The organism is Shewanella sp. S1-49-MNA-CIBAN-0167 (assembly GCF_040310145.1).
Lineage (GTDB): Bacteria > Pseudomonadota > Gammaproteobacteria > Enterobacterales > Shewanellaceae > Shewanella > Shewanella psychromarinicola.
The window spans coordinates 1-16263 of the sequence record NZ_JBEOPO010000051.1 but is presented as its reverse complement, the minus strand read 5'-3'; the positions used below and the strand labels follow the sequence as shown (position 1 = coordinate 16263).

At 42.8% G+C, this 16263-nt stretch carries 10 protein-coding genes; 7 read left to right on the top strand and 3 right to left on the bottom strand.

The window, feature by feature from the left end; translation table 11 throughout:
* The first annotated feature begins 432 nt into the window (after positions 1-432).
* Positions 433-3099, top strand: a complete 2667-nt coding sequence (locus tag AAEZ00_RS18545) for an Ig-like domain-containing protein (RefSeq protein WP_351089381.1) — start codon at positions 433-435, stop codon at positions 3097-3099.
* Positions 3100-3373: 274 nt separating this feature from the next.
* A complete protein-coding gene (locus AAEZ00_RS18540; RefSeq protein WP_124012060.1) occupies positions 3374-4843 on the top strand; it encodes an ice-binding family protein in 1470 nt (489 codons plus the stop codon).
* A gap of 550 nt (positions 4844-5393) precedes the next feature.
* Here AAEZ00_RS18540 and ubiT read toward each other — a convergent pair.
* A complete protein-coding gene (gene ubiT / locus AAEZ00_RS18535; protein ID WP_124012061.1) occupies positions 5394-5903 on the bottom strand; it encodes a ubiquinone anaerobic biosynthesis accessory factor UbiT in 510 nt (169 codons plus the stop codon).
* 140 nt (positions 5904-6043) lie between these two features.
* Between ubiT and ubiU the strand changes: the two genes are divergently transcribed.
* The 4 genes from ubiU (at position 6044) to AAEZ00_RS18515 (ending at position 10570) form a co-directional block, all read left to right on the top strand.
* A complete protein-coding gene (gene ubiU, locus AAEZ00_RS18530; protein WP_351089379.1) occupies positions 6044-7045 on the top strand; it encodes a ubiquinone anaerobic biosynthesis protein UbiU in 1002 nt (333 codons plus the stop codon).
* A 9-nt stretch (positions 7046-7054) separates the two neighbouring features.
* Complete coding sequence (locus AAEZ00_RS18525) at positions 7055-7972, top strand: U32 family peptidase (protein ID WP_351089377.1); 918 nt, start codon at positions 7055-7057, stop codon at positions 7970-7972.
* 742 nt (positions 7973-8714) lie between these two features.
* Complete coding sequence (locus AAEZ00_RS18520; RefSeq protein ID WP_372491460.1) at positions 8715-10046, top strand: YjiH family protein; 1332 nt, start codon at positions 8715-8717, stop codon at positions 10044-10046.
* A gap of 158 nt (positions 10047-10204) precedes the next feature.
* Positions 10205-10570, top strand: coding sequence for a PilZ domain-containing protein (locus AAEZ00_RS18515; RefSeq protein WP_101032497.1), 366 nt, complete (start codon positions 10205-10207; stop codon positions 10568-10570).
* A gap of 94 nt (positions 10571-10664) precedes the next feature.
* On the opposite strand, the gene radA is transcribed toward AAEZ00_RS18515, so the two are convergent.
* A complete protein-coding gene (gene radA, locus AAEZ00_RS18510; protein WP_101032498.1) occupies positions 10665-12044 on the bottom strand; it encodes a DNA repair protein RadA in 1380 nt (459 codons plus the stop codon).
* Positions 12045-12538: 494 nt separating this feature from the next.
* On the opposite strand from radA, the gene AAEZ00_RS18505 reads away from it, so the two are divergent.
* Positions 12539-14923 (top strand): PilZ domain-containing protein, encoded by a 2385-nt coding sequence (locus AAEZ00_RS18505; RefSeq protein WP_351089375.1) that lies wholly within the window; start codon positions 12539-12541, stop codon positions 14921-14923.
* A gap of 200 nt (positions 14924-15123) precedes the next feature.
* On the opposite strand, the gene AAEZ00_RS18500 is transcribed toward AAEZ00_RS18505, so the two are convergent.
* Entirely contained in the window at positions 15124-16038 is a 915-nt protein-coding gene (locus AAEZ00_RS18500) for an alpha/beta fold hydrolase (protein WP_101032500.1), read from the bottom strand.
* Positions 16039-16263 lie beyond the last annotated feature (225 nt).

The following is a 16263-nucleotide window of genomic DNA, read 5'->3' as shown; positions in this document are numbered from 1 at the left end:
CAGTGGCGTAAATATAACATTTTATGACGTAAAACGCTTAAATTTATTCTTCTGGAAAACCGTACTATTTACTGTTTTTACAACACAAACCCCTCCATATATTACGGTTCTGTCATATGCTGAGGCCTAGAATATTCCTGCCTCGTCGGTGTAATTAATGAATATATAGTATTAAACAATTGTTACTAAACAATTATTTAATTATATTTGACAACTTTAACTTATTGGCATGACTGTTGCTTTAACTATATTAACGTTACCACTATCTCACCCGGAAAATAGGTCTAGTTTTTTCAGTAAACAGATAAGATCACACAACAGAGAATCTAACTTGATTATCAGTCATTGTCGCCATCAACAATAAGCAGGAAGAAGACGGAAAAGTAAAGGGAATGTAAACGTAATTTCACAGAATTTCTAAGGAATAATGGTATGAATATATTTAACAAAAAGGCATCGCTTCTATTTACGATGCTGCTGGGAGTTTTCCTCTTAGCGGGTTGTAATAACGACGATAATAACGACACTAATAACGATAATGGGGCCGTACTATCATCCATAGCAATTACCCCTGCCAACTCAAGCTTGCCCGCCGGCTTGAAGCAACAGTTTACTGCTATAGGCACCTATTCGGACGGCACCTCGTCTGATATCTCCAGCTCGGCAACCTGGTCATCTGATGACTCGGCTATTGCCACAATCAATGGCAGCGGTCTCGCCACAGGGGTTATCCCAGGTTCAGCTGCGATTACAGCATCTATAAGCTCATCAGATGTGCAATCGGCAACAACCACGCTAACCGTCACCGATGCAATGCTCAATTATCTGGCCATCACACCAGCTAATCCGAGCATTGCCAATGGCTTGACCAAACAGTTCATGGTTACTGGTACTTATTCGAACGGCACGTCGCCAGATGTCACCGCATCAGTCACTTGGTCATCGGCCAATACGCAAGTTGCCACAGTGAATGAGAGTGGCCTTGCCAGCGGCGTTGCCATAGGCTCTGCGCTTATTACCGCTTCTTTAGGCTCTGAGGAAACAACGACTGAGCTCACCATCACAGATACTATTTTAAGCTCAATAGCGTTAACGCCCATTGACCCAAGCATTACCAAAGGCTTGACCCAGCAGTTGACCGCGACCGCGACTTATTCAGACGGTATCTCAGTTGACATTACGGCGTCAGCCACTTGGTTATCTGCAGAGACCGACGTTGCGACAGTAAATGATAGTGGTCTGGCGAGTGCCCTTGCCACGGGTACCTCAGTTGTTACCGCAACTTTTGGTGCTAAATCAGCGACTTCAACGTTAACTGTTACGGATGCGGTGTTGAATTCAATTGCGCTAACACCTGTTGACCCCAGCATTGCCAATGGCTTGACCGAGCAGTTTACTGCTACCGGTACGTATTCCGATGGTACATCTGTTGATATCACCACCTCAGTGACTTGGTCATCGGCTGATACCAGTGTTGCGACAGTGGTCTCTAGTGGTATTGCAAGAGGTATTGCCACTGGGTCGTCGGTTATTACCGCAACCTCAGGCGCGATATCAGCCACTTCAGTGTTAACGGTTACGGATGCGACGTTATCTTCAATTACGGTAACGCCAGGCAATCCAAGTATTCCCAAAGACCAAACGCAACAATTAAAAGCTACAGGGGTTTTCTCAGACGGAACATCGACTGACATCACGGCCTCAGCTGAGTGGTCTTCTGCAAATACCAGTGTTGCTACAGTAAACACTAATGGTCTTGCAAGTGGCGTGGCCTCTGGTACGTCAGATATTACCGCAACATCAGGTGCTACATCAGGTAGTACAACATTAACTGTCACTAATGCCATATTGAGTTCATTAGTTGTTTCGCCAGCTACTCCGAGCGTTATCAAGGGTATGAGCAAGCAGTTTGCTGCCACCGGCACTTATTCAGACGACTCTGTTCATGATGTATCGACAAAGGTGATCTGGTCATCAACAGATCTCTTAGTAGCAACGATAGATACTAACGGTCTTGCCACTGGTATTGATGCAGGTTCGTCGATTATTACGGCAACCTTAGACACGATATCCGATGATAGCAACTTGACTGTCATAAATGCGACGCTGGATTCAATTACAGTAACGCCGAGTGATCCGATAATTTCTAACGGTAATACGAAACAGTTCACTGCTACAGGAACTTATTCTGACACTAGCGAAATTAATATCACCTCATCAGTTACTTGGTCATCTGCCGATACACAGGTAGCCACTATGAATGCCAACGGTAAGTCAAACAGCGGTCTCGCTAGCGGCGTTGATGTCGGTACATCCGTCATTATTGCAACACTAGACGGCAAATCAGCGGAAACAAACCTGACGGTCGAAGAAGCGATACTCAATAACCCGCTAGCACCAGAATTGGGTGAAGTGGCGCGTTTTGCCATCCTTGCCTCACAGGCCATTACGACCACGAGTGGTTCTGCCATTGTCGGTGGTGACTTGGCTATTCTTGACCAAGCACGCTCTTATTATGCAGGCTTTACCCCTGGAGTGAAGGCAGGCGAACTTGATGAACTGACCAATGGCTTATCTTATGCGGGCGACGACAGCACACCCCCTTATGTGATCCCTGTGCCTTATGCCTCAATGGTTGCATTTATCAATCAGTCGAGAACTGATTTAGGTATTGCCTATAGCTTTCTCGCGAAAGATCCTAATCCAAACGCTGCTACTCAGGTGCTTCCGATTGAATTGGGTAATCTGACCATGACTCGTGGTGTCTATAAAACGGCATCTAACGTCACTATTCAGACCGGTACTCTTACGCTTGATGCTCAAGGAGAGCCTGATTCTGTGTTCATCTTTACCATAGGCGGTGATCTATCTACTGGTGCTCCAGGTGGCGACATTGTCCTTAGCAATGGCGCACAGGCAAAGAACGTCTATTGGAGAACCGCAGGAAAAACCGTTATCGGCACTGGCACCAGCTTCGCTGGCAATGTCTTCGCTTGGTCAAAAGTGAATGTGCTTACCGATGCTATCGTCACAGGTCGACTAATGGCGGTTACGGAAGAGGTTACTTTGGAATCCAATGATATAACCAAAAAACCTTAGTTTGACGGTCGACTGACACGAGTCGACTTAACAAAAGACCGAGGAGACAGATAGCTTGTCTCCTCAAGGATCCCTAAGCGGTGCTGATATAAGCGCAAAACATTGCGATTTTTAAGCACCGTTACCGATAAACCATTTACCTATCAATGAATGCCTTTTGGCATAACCGACCATTCACAGCAGCAAAGAAAATCTATTTATCGGCTCTATTCCCGATGAAGGACGTAAGCATTCTTGGTGTTGCGAGGTTAAATTTTTTTAAAGGATACAAAATATGCACACAAGCAAAAAACATTTTACTCAGCCGATGTGGGCTAGCGCCGCAGTGCTGCTTACCTTAGTCGCGGGTTGTAGTGACGATAACAACGATCCAGCTATTGTGTCCGTCATTGCGCCAGAAGTTGTGCCGACTATTAATATCAGCAATCCAAGTGATCTTGCGGCTAATGTGGCGATCAACCAACAGGTCACAGTAACTTTCAATGAAGCCATGGATGGGCAAACGATTAATGATGCCAGCTTTATTGTAAAAGATGCCAGCGAAACCGTCGTGGTAGGAGCCGTCTCTTATAATGAAACGAGTCATACCGCTGTGTTTACCCCAAACAGTGATTTTACGTATAACACTCAGTACCAAGTATCAATCACAACGGATGTAAAAAATGCTAAAGGCGTCGCGCTGACCAGTGGCTTTAGCTGGTCATTTACCACCTCTGCGTTGCATGATGTTATTGCACCACAGATAGTATCAAACGACCCGGTTGATCTAGCCAAGAATTTTGCTTTGAATAGAAATGTGACCGCTGATTTTAGTGAGGCGCTTGATCCTAATACGGTAAACGGATCCAGCTTTACCTTAAGTGATGGTACAAATCTTGTCGCGGGTGTGATTAGTTTTCAAGGCACCAAGGCAAGCTTCAATCCAGATGATAATTTAGCGGCCAATACGCTCTATACCGCGACCCTGACTACTGCTATCGCCGATTTGGCGATCCCAGCTAATCTATTAGCGACGAAGTTCAGCTGGAGTTTTACCACTAGTGCTGCCGCGGCTCTTGGGCCAAAACCGGTTAACTTAAGCACTGCTGGGGATTTTGCCATTTTGACTAAATCTGGTATTACCAATGTTCCAGCTTCCGCTATAACAGGCGACATAGGTGCAAGCCCTATCACGTCGGCTGCGATGGACAATGTAACGTGTTCTGAAATCAACGGTACTATTTATGGCTCAGACGTCGGATACACAGGTAGTGGTGTAGTTAACTGCTTTAAAGGCGCAGCACCTGATAATACTCTGGTTGCCCAAGCCGTGCTTGATATGGGCACAGCCTATAACGATGCTGCTGGCAGAACGTTACCCGACTATACTGAACTCGGTGCCGGTAATATTAGTGGCATGACGTTAGAGCCAGGTCTATATAAGTGGAGTTCAGGTGTGTTGATCACTACCAATGTGACCCTTTCAGGCAGTGCCAATGACGTGTGGATTTTTCAGATAGCAGGTGACCTTACTCAAGAGGGTGCCAGTCGTATTACTTTAGAAGGCGGCGCTCAGGCAAAAAATATCTTCTGGCAAGTGGCCGGAAGTGCCGGTGTGGCACTTGATACAACGGTGCATTTTGAGGGTGTGGTTTTGGCTGAAAAAGGCATAAGCTTAAATACGGACGCGACGGTTAACGGCAGATTGATGACCCAAACGGCCGTCACCTTAGATCATAATATCGTGGTCGAGCCCGCTGAGTAAATCTGTTACTAGCGATGACTAGCACTAATATTCTAGCAATAAAGAGTCTAGCACTAGTCTAGCACTGGCAATATGTCACCATCCTTTGACGCTTTGCGTCAGAAAATCAATATCCGCTAAACTCAGTTTAGCGGATATTTTTATGGTATTAATAGCGACGATAGCGACATTCATTGTGATGCAAAACCCGAATGCCCTAAAAGGTTATCACCATAGGTGAAGCTGTTATGAACACCCCACCGACGTCGCTTAGTGTCGGTCAATGGGTTTTCGGCGATGGTGATAAAACCGACACTGAATGCATAAGACTCTGAATGCGTAGAACATTGGGTCCATGCAGCACTGGAGGCGAGGATCACTTCGACAAGCCGACTTGCGGATCGGTTTGTGCCATTGATGGTATAAATTCAGACCCACAGCAGAGTCACAAAACCCATGGCTAAATCAATTCGCCATGCTTACGGACAAGTTGTCATGTCAACATTGAGCATCTGACACCGGCAAAAACGGCGCTAAATGCGCCGTTTTTTTATATTAAACAACAAGGCAATCACTCATTAGCTGTTAATATTTGCAGCATTTTTGCAAATTTTTCAATGCCAATTTGCGCTGGTTTAGGTAAGTTCTCTAATTCAATAGACAGCAACATATTTTTGACTTCTAACCCTAATTCAGTATCCCCTTCAATGCGTAATTTACGCTGGAAAAAGAGTGTGTCTGGATCTTCTTTACCTGCCGCAACCAAAACTAACTCAGGCACATTGGCACTGAATGTCACATCGGGCTGGGTAAAAGATCGCACCTGTAATTGTGTGTCCATACTCACCTCAAAACGTAAACCAATATCGTCGACACAAATACCAACCCACTTTTGCTGTAGAAAATGGAGTTCATCTGACATCAATTGTTCAGCTAACACTAAATTCAGTAGTTTATTGATGACGATTATTTTTAACTTTTCCGGCATCACGTTCAATGAACGACGGCTAACTTGAGGCGCAAAATGTAACAACTGTTGCGATAAGTGTTGCGATAATTGTTGTGTAAACGCTTGAGCCATCGAGAGTACCTACTTGGAAATAGAACGAGTAATAGAGTCAGTTTACTGGTAATTGATCTAACGAAACCTGTTTTAAATCAAATCATGTTAACTCAATCACATTTACACTCCTCTTCTTAAAAAAAAATGAGCACACCAAAATGGAACTCTTATGCCCCGCAGGTAATTTAGCGTCACTGAAAGCCGCGTTCAATGCCGGCGCTGATGCGGTTTACCTCGGACTTAAAGATGACACCAATGCGCGTTCGTTTGCAGGCTTAAACTTTTCGGCCTTACAGCTAACGCAAGCCACCCAATTGGCCCATCGCCAAGGCCGAAAAGTCTTTTTAACTCTAAACACCTTTCCTAAACCCGGTGAAGAACATCGTTGGTATCAAGCCGTCGATTTAGCGGCACAGTTAAACATGGATGCACTCATAGTAGCGGATCTATCATTGCTCGATTATGCCCACCAGCACTACCCGCACCTTCCCTTGCATTTATCAGTACAGGCCAGTGCCACAAACCTAGGTGCATTGTCATTCTATCAACAGGCTTTTAATATTGAGCGTGCAGTGTTGCCGCGAGTGCTGTCAATGAAACAAGTTCGAGATTTAGCCAAAGTGAGCCCGGTTGAACTTGAAGTCTTTGCTTTTGGGAGTTTATGCATCATGGCTGAAGGACGCTGTCATTTATCATCTTATGTCACAGGCCAATCACCTAATACAGGCGGCTCATGTTCCCCTGCTAACCATGTGCGCTGGCAAGATGCTGGCAGCGACAAGCTGACTCGGCTCAATGATGTGTTAATCGATAAAGCCGATGCGAGCCAACAACTAGGTTATCCCGTGGTCTGTAAAGGCCGTTATGTTGCCGAATACGATCATGATGCAAAATATTTACTGGAATCACCTACCAGTTTAAACACCTTAAGCTTATTACCTGAACTTGCCCGTGCGGGGATCAAATCACTCAAAATTGAAGGCCGTCAGCGCAGCCCTGCTTATGTTAGCCAAGTCACTCACGTTTGGCGCAGTGCTATCGACGCTTATTTGGCCAGTCCCGAGTCTTTTTGCGAACAACCGCAATGGTCACAAGCGTTAGCAAAAGTATCTGAAGGTCAAATTACTACATTGGGCGCTTATGAGCGTCAATGGCAATAAGGTTGCACAATGAAAATATCACTTGCTCCAATTAGTTACTGCTGGTCAAAAACTGACGTTGAACATTTCTATGATCAAGTCGCGTTAAGTAATATTGATACCGTTTATTTGGGTGAAACCGTGTGCAGTCGCCGTCGTGAACTGAAGTTTAACGACTATCTTAACCTTGCCAATATGCTTAAATCTCATGGTAAGCATGTGGTGCTATCGACCATGGCACTAATAGAAGCACAATCTGAACTCAATGAGCTAAAACGGGCGATTGAGAATGGTGATTTCAGTATTGAAGCCAATGATATGGCTGCGGTGCATTATGCGCACCAAGCCAAAGTTCCCTTTGTGTGCGGACCAACAATTAATAATTACAATCGAACCAGTCTTGATTTATTGCATCAAAAAGGGATGTTCCGTTTTGTGATGCCTTGCGAACTATCACAACAATGGTTAAGTTCAGTTATTAATCAAGGCAATAAACATAAGTTTGAAATTGAAGTGCTCGGCCACGGGTATTTACCATTAGCTCATTCTGCGCGTTGCTTTACCGCCAAACATTACCAACTTCCTAAAGACAAATGCCAAACAATTTGCCAACGACACAGCAAAGGTTTACTGGCTCAAACCCAGGAGTCGCAACCTTTATTACGCTTGAACGGTATTCAAACGCAGTCAGCGGCACAGGTGAATCTGATTAAGCAAATCCCACAGATGGTGGATATGGGCATTGATTATTGGCGGATATCGCCCAATAAATTAACCGATATTGCCATGGGTTCAGATCTTGCCCATGCATTAGAGCATGCAAAAAACAACTCACTGAATATTGAAACCCTGATCAAAAAACAGTTAAATGATCAAAACCATGCATCGATTATCAATCATCATTGTAATGGTTATTGGTTAGGATTACCCGGCATGGACTGTGCCTAAAATCCCAAAAACCTTCCGAATGGGTCCTGAATATACCCAAGTCACTTCAACATGCTCGTTTCAAAGATCCCTTAGGATAACTGAAAAAGGCAGTGATTGAATATAAGAGATCGTCGCTTCGCGACTGATTGGTTCTAGGAACTCGCCAGCTCGCCAGAGGGCGGTGCTTCGCTCCTTCTAGGTCCTAGGTCGCTGCGCGGCTAGATGCTATAAAATCTTAGCAGCGAAGTGTTCGCTTGTTATCGTTTCCTAGCAGGACGAAGTCCGCCCTAGAACCTAGAACCTAGAACCTAGAAGCGAAGTGTCCTCGAGTCCTAGCAGCCGCAGGCACTCTATTCCTAGACCCTAAGGACGCAGTCCGTCCTAGCTATTATGGCTTAAAGAATGTGATCAAAATTAGCGGGAATATCCGTGCTCATTAATGGCGCTAAAACAATGGATATCAACATAAAGCCTAAGATAAAACACCTTAGCAACAAATATCCAATCTAATGATTAGATTAGGGTTTTATTATATACCCTGACCTTTCCCCTAAGTAAATATCTACTCACATTTAACTAATATCTATTCGACTCAGTATTCGTTTTACATACAGCAGATAAGGGGGTAACCTTGCCTACCCAAAAAACACAACTGAATGGACATTCAATTTCTGTCCATGATAAACCGTTGGGTAGCACAGCTGGCCAACTTAAAGCACATAAGTAAGGTGTATTTAACGTGACACAAAAAAAACATAGCATTAAAACAATTCTCACCTTTATTATTCCGTCACTGATTGGCTTACTACTGTTTATGACGCCTATCAATATTGAAGGTTCGATTACCATTCCAATTGCCATTATCTCAAAAGCATTGCAAAGCCAAATGGGCAGCTCGATCCAGCTTATTGTTACCTGCATCGTTGTATTAATGGCATTAGCCTCGTTGCTCACTCAGCTCATTAATCCTAAATTCGTGCGTAAAAGCACTTTTTTACGCACCTTGCTGAAAGTGAATTTATTTTGGTTAGCCATACGAATATTAGGCGCAATCTTTATCGTGATGGTTTATTTGCAAGTGGGACCCGACGCCATTATTTCATCGGCAACCGGTGGCTTAGTACTGAATGATTTAGTGCCTGTACTGTTTTCAGTATTCATTTTTGCTGGCATGTTATTACCACTATTACTCAATTTTGGTTTATTGGAATTTTTTGGCACTTTATTAACTAAAGTGATGCGTCCCATATTCAATTTACCCGGACGCAGTGCCATTGACTGTATGGCCTCTTGGCTAGGTGACGGCAGTGTGGGTATTTTAATGACCACCAAACAATACGAAACTCGTTTTTATACCGCCCGCGAAGCGGCTGTTATTGGCACAACCTTCTCTGCGGTGTCGATTACCTTTAGCCTAGTGGTCATATCACAAGTCAAACTTGAACACCTTTTTGTCCCGTTTTATCTCACTGTGTGTTTAGCCGGTTTTGTTGCCGCAATCATAGTACCTAAATTACCTCCGCTATCATGGAAAAAAGATAATTACATCGATGATACCCCTCGCCATGAAGATGACGAAACCATCCCAGCCAGTCATGGGGTATTTTCGTGGGGATTTGAACAAGCAATGCAACGCGCCTCTAAGGCCGGTGGGATAAAGCATGTCCTAACTGAAGGGGTTAAAAACGTTGTTGATATGATATTTGGGGTGATCCCTGTTGTTATGGGGATTGGTACCGTCGCATTGGTGTTAGCTGAACATACCCCTCTTTTTAACTACTTAGGGATGCCATTTATTCCACTATTAGAGCTGCTGCAAATCCCTGAAGCCACCGCAGCGTCGAAAACGATTGTGGTGGGATTTGCCGATATGTTTATTCCCTCCATTTTAGCCAGCTCTATTGAGTCAGACTTAACCCGTTTTGTTATTGCCGCATTATCGGTCACTCAGCTTATTTATATGAGCGAGGTAGGTGCTCTTTTGATTGGTAGTAAAATCCCAGTTAACTTTTTTGAGCTATTCGTTATCTTTATTTTAAGAACCTTAGTGACGCTTCCTATAATTGCATTAATGGGCCATTTACTGGTGTAGTTGAAGCAAGAGAACTTAATAACTCAATATAAAAAAGGAGCACAACGTGCTCCTTTTTTTATGCTAAATATTCTCTGCGTAATCAACAAAAATCAAGTATGCTTGAAAGATAAACATTGACTCAGTGTCATAGCGGTACTGATAAATAAGGGTAAACCATGGACAACAGGCGTAAATTTTCTCGTATATTATTTGATGCCAGTGCTTATATCGCACAAACAGAACAAACTTGGCGAACTAAGATTTTAGATTTAAGTCTCAATGGCGCATTAGTTGAGCTACCGCTAGGATATACCGGTCAACTCAATAGCATCTTAACTCTCGAGTTTATGTTACCTGATTCTGATATCGAACTAAAAATGCAAGCCGCCATTGTGCATAAAACACCTGAGCACCTTGGCTTAAAATGTACTCATATCGATGTTGAAAGTATTACTCACCTTCGCCGAATTATTGAACTGAATATGGGTGATGCAGAATTATTAAATCGTGAAATTACGTCTTTAATCACTCCTGTACCTTAAAAATCGACCGATAATTATTGTCAGTAAATATGCCAAAAGGGTAAGTCAATGACCTACCCTGTTAATCGCAAGTTCCAGCGCTATCAATCGAGGGTTATTTAATTAGTTCAAGTAACTCATGGATAGTTTTAACGGGGATAATTTTTGCGCCAAGCCCTTCCATGGTTTTATGATAATTACGAAATGGAATAAAAATTTCCGTAAACCCATGCTGCGCAGCTTCCTTTACCCTCGGCACACCACTATCAATTGGGCGCACATCGCCGTTCAAGCTCAACTCCCCCATGATGCAAGTCGTTCTAGGCACCACAAAGTCATTTAAACTGCTCAATAATGCGGTTACAAGCGCTAAGTCGATACAGGTTTCTGACTCATCAATTTTCAAACCGCCCACTATATTAAAAAACGTATCATGGAATATCTTAGTTTTAGTATGTTTACGTAAAATACCAGTTAACATCTTAATTCGATTCATGTTTAATCCAACACACACGCGTTGTGGGAACTCTGATTCAGTTTCCGTGGTTAAACATTGTATTTCTAACAGTAAGTTACGGTTACCTTTACGTATACAAGTAATAGTCGAACCCGGTGAGTCAGTGGTCGAGCCTGATAGAAATATTTCGCTTGGGTTATCAACGCTGAGCATACCGCGCTCACTCATGCGGAATATACCCACGGTATCAACATCGCCAAAACGGTTTTTATTGGCGCGCAAAGTCCGAATTTGACCGTCATTGGTATCAATATGTAACAATGCATCCACGATATGCACTAAGGTTTGCGGGCCGGCAATTTCGTTATTTTTATTCACATGAGCAATAATAAACATGGTGACATTATTTTTTTTACAATATTGGGTAAAGGCCTGTGCCGCTGTTTTAACTTGTGAGGGTGACCCTGGGCTACCATTTGCCGCATCGGTAACCACAGCTTGAATAGAATCAATCACGGCAAACTTAATTTGCTTAGCGTCTAGCTCCTCAATAATGGCTTCTACGCTGGTTTCAGACAGCAGATACAAGTTATCTTCGTTGTAATTAAGCTTTAAACGATTAACCCGGTTTTTAAACTGAGATAATGACTCTTCAGCCGTACAGTACAATGAAGCCATTGATTGCGACATTCGCGCGACCAAATCAGATAACAGGGTTGTTTTACCCGCACCAGGATCACCTGAAATAATATTCACCGACCCTGTTGTTAAGCCACCGCTTAATACTCGGTCCAACTCCCCTATCTGAGTCAGTCTTTTTTCGGCGTCCTCTGACTCAACTTCACTGAGTTTTTTCGAGCCGCCGCCGACTCCACCCGCATACCCGAGTACCGATGACCGTGACGTTGAACTCTTTGATGCTGATAATTTCATTTCGACCAAAGAATTCCACGCACCACAACGACACTGCCCCTGCCAACGCGGATAATCTTGGCCACAATCGTCACAAACAAATGTCATTTTTGGAGCTTTAGCCATGTTAATTCCCATGTTGTAAATCAATTAAATACATTCGATTCAACTTATTCAGTCCCAGCCCTAATAAATAATCGCTATTAAGACACTATTTTTACTGCTTATACTTATCATCAACAACAAGGAAAAATGGCTGCTTAAACAACTCATACCTATAACAACTATAACAACTATAACAAGCAGATTTAGCCAGAGCGTTGCCAACGGTTACAATCTTGTCCACACACGATATAAATAAGCCATAAGTGAGTAGCAAGTTGCACTTGTTATTAGTTACTTGTTACTTGTTACTTGAACCCAGCGTGACTAAGCGTTAGATCAATGCCGCGTTATCATTAATACACTAGGTTAATCTTAATGGCGGATCAATTACCCACAATATCATTTCAGCATACTTCTCGAACATCACTGAAATATATATTACTATAAAGATCAGCAATTTCTTGCCGATAAAGATATCAGCCAGACTCACCATAAGCATTTGAAACGACATAATAATGAGTTTAGACAATCACAGTGCATTAATTGAACAACTCAAACCACTGTTCATGGAACCTGATTTTCAGGACGTGTTCGAACAGTTAACTTTTGACGAATCTAATTCAACCCGTTTTCTTTTGAAAATGGAGTTAAACCGTATCTCATCTTTATGCACCCGAATTATTGATTTGCGTCATAAAACGGAACTGCCCTGTGAAGAAGTCATCGTCGCCAATCAAAAGCACTTTCTAGACGCACCCGCTAAAGAAGCCTTGTTACAAGCACTGCCGTTATACCGTAACAAATATACCCTAGGGGTATATGAGCACGTTATACAAACCCATAAATCACGGCGCATTAAGCTAAGAGAAAATGGCCCAGTCGAGATTGTTAACCAAGAAAATCCATTTCTTGTACCTGGAGTCGTACTCGGCAGCTACTTTAATCGCTGCGAAGAACGCATGAATTATAGCATTCGGATTATGGTTTCTCAGCAAGGAATAACTGAAGTTAATGGCGTTACCCTTGATTTATCCGTCGGCGGTGCCCGCATTAAGTTGCCATTAAAACATCACTTAGACCAAGACAAGCCATTACGGGTAAAGCTACTAGAACTCGGTGATGAATTTTACCTAGAAGATTTACAGCAAGGCGTTGATTATCAAATAGTCGATATTCAAAATAAAGATGATAGTGCTATCTTTAGACTGAAAAGACTTGGCGGCGCAGAGGCATTAGATAACGTGCTATCCAAGCTTATCCGCAGCTATAAATTTCGTTATAAAGTGGATGTCAACGACGTCATTGTAACGGCGACAGGATTGGGTTATGAACGTCACTACTTACCGCTATTAACGCATTTACCGCTGTTTGTTTCTATTATTAACGGCAAGCCAGAGATAACCCACCAATTGCTGGGTAGAGGTAACCAACCGATCCAACATTATTTTCAAGATGAAAATAAAATCAGTCAGTTGCCTAGTTTAATTAATAGCAAGCGCTTAAGCCAACTAATCAAATACCCAAGCAATAGCGATTATTGCTACCTCTTCAGTTTTACCCATAAGACTAACGGTAAATTATACTTTTATTCTGCTAACTTAGCAGAGCTTAAAGCGACCAAAAATACCCATTTATTTCTAGGCTTTGCCTCAGCAAAAGCCAGTTGGCGAGTGTTTAAAATTATCACCCAGCCGATTGATCACAGTAAAAACTACAAAACATCGACCTTACCGGGTGATGATGCACGCTATGCTGCCCTAACAGAGCAACAATTATCTCAATTTAGCCATACTTTACAATTAATTGATTTAACTAATAAAGATGCTCGTAAAGACTATCAATCTTGGTCTGTTCAATCCGATGTTAATGGCTTAAAGATTTTTGCTCAAGCTAAAGTTAACCAAAACAGTATCAAAAAAGTATCCATGCCATTTAGTGAACGGCGCCATGAGGCTCGATTCGTGTTTAAAACCTTAGTGACGATCGAACAAGGTGGTAAACAGGTTACAGGCATCTCTCATGATATTTCGAGCAGAGGTTTACAACTGACTTTAGAACAATCAACTAACTTTACTGAACCTGGTGCCGTGTCATTGTCATTTCCACGTCTTCAAGCCGCAGCTGGCAAGGCCAATTTAACCCATTTACCTTATCAATTAATTCGTAGCAGGATGAATGGATTGACCTTGCATTTAAGTGCCACCATTGGTCATTCACCGCACGAAGGCGTCGAGTTTTTAAATAAACTCATTGCCCACAATAAACAAAAACTCGAACAATTATCAGATAATGAAGGTCAACAAAAAGAATTGGCCGATGGCATGAAAAACCTTGTTATGCGTCAGTTACCTGGGGTGCCTTACTTTATCGAAAAAACAGTAAAAGCCGCAAAAATGGCTTATATCGGTATCGGCACGACAACCGACGAAATCAGCCATCTATTTGCCCAAGACAGTGACAAAGTGCTGCAGTACAATTTACTGCCACTATTGGACAACAATGTATTAAAACAACAGATTATAGATCCTCTCAAATTGATGAAACCGAATCACGAAATGGGCTTTTTTGAGGTGTTTATGCAACTCACTCGCCATCCTAGAGGTGCAGTGCAGATCCAATGTAAGCTCAAATCTGAACTGGGTAACAACGCGCAACAGATTCAATTTATTACCCAGAGTAAAAAAGTCGGTCGCTTTATGGCATTAAGAGTGTATGTAGGAGCAACAGACAAGCCCGATATGAGCTATATTAGACGCGAGCTAGAATATATCCACATTCATGCTCACCACCGAGCAAAGCAGTTGGAAGAACAATTGTGGAAAGTTATCGGTTCAGGTGAATTATTGGATATTACCACTGAAGTTGAAATCCGTTTCCCAAGTGTAATGGCGCTTGTTTAACCAATCTTTAACTCACTTCAACTCGGCTTAAGAGCTGGGATAAATAAACCAAAATCAGAGTATTTGACCTATTTAATATCGAACTTGAGATTTGTTTTGCTAACAAGGCGCATCGAGCGAGCCTATTGCAAGTCAATACAACGCAGTGAGCGGGACAAAGGATTGTTTGATAACCGTTTATTATCCCGAACTAAGGTTAACTAACCTGACAATGATAAATACCATTGTTTAATTTGTACAAAGTGATCTTGCTCGGCTTGTCGATCAGTCAACATCCCCGCATGATCATAGTCCAATAAATTGCCCTTTTCTTTGGCGAGCAAAGTGTACTTAACCTGGCTAAAACCGCATTCATCTATCATATCGCGCACATCGGATGGATTGCCTAAAACATGATCGTTTTTACCAGCGATAAACCATGCTGGCGGCCACACTGCTTTTGCTGCCGCTTGGGCATAATGAAAATTATCGTCATGATCAATCCAATCACCCCTGACCCAATCAATGGTTTGTAATAATGATGCACTGCTCTCATTATCCATGCCGACGCGAAATCGACTGGCGTCAAAATAGCCTTGCCTGGCAATGCAAAATGGCGCAAACCGATTCCAGAAAAAATCGACCATCAACCATTTTTTAAGTGATCTCACCTTGATAGTACGTTTACAACCAAAGGTGAGTAACGAGGCAACGCTTGACTGTAAATGAGTATACCGAGCCAAGCTGCTCGCCATTAATACCCCGCCCCATGAATGGGCACACCAATGCACTTTATTAACTAAAGGATGACGCTGTAAAATAAACTGTTGCACCAATGGCAATTGTTCACGGATCACTTCACCTTGACCCAACGTAAAGTCGCGATGAATTTTAGGCTCACTTAACCCTCGCCCCGCGGTATCCATCACATAAATATCAAAGCCAGCTTTAGCTAAAAAACAGCCTAAACCACGGCCTGAGTCACTATAAAACACCCGTCCATTAGACATAGCACCATGCAGCATCAAAATAGGCACCCCAAGAGCCGTTGGCGTAGTATGACGAATGTGTCGCAGATGCAATTGGCCATTACGGTAAGGGATAAACAGTGAGTCTTGTTGGATATCTGTTGTCAAAATAGGCAGTTATGTTAGTAATAATGAATCTCAAACTAACACTACTGCCGTGAAACACAACTAGAATAGAGTCTTCATTCTAGTGGTAACCTTAATGCTTATCCTGAGCTAAGATGATGTAATACCATTTATCAGTATGTACACTGCACCAACGACCTACCCGCTACGCCTGTAATAAAAACACTAACGCGCGTAAATCAACATGGTGTCTTGTATTAGCACATC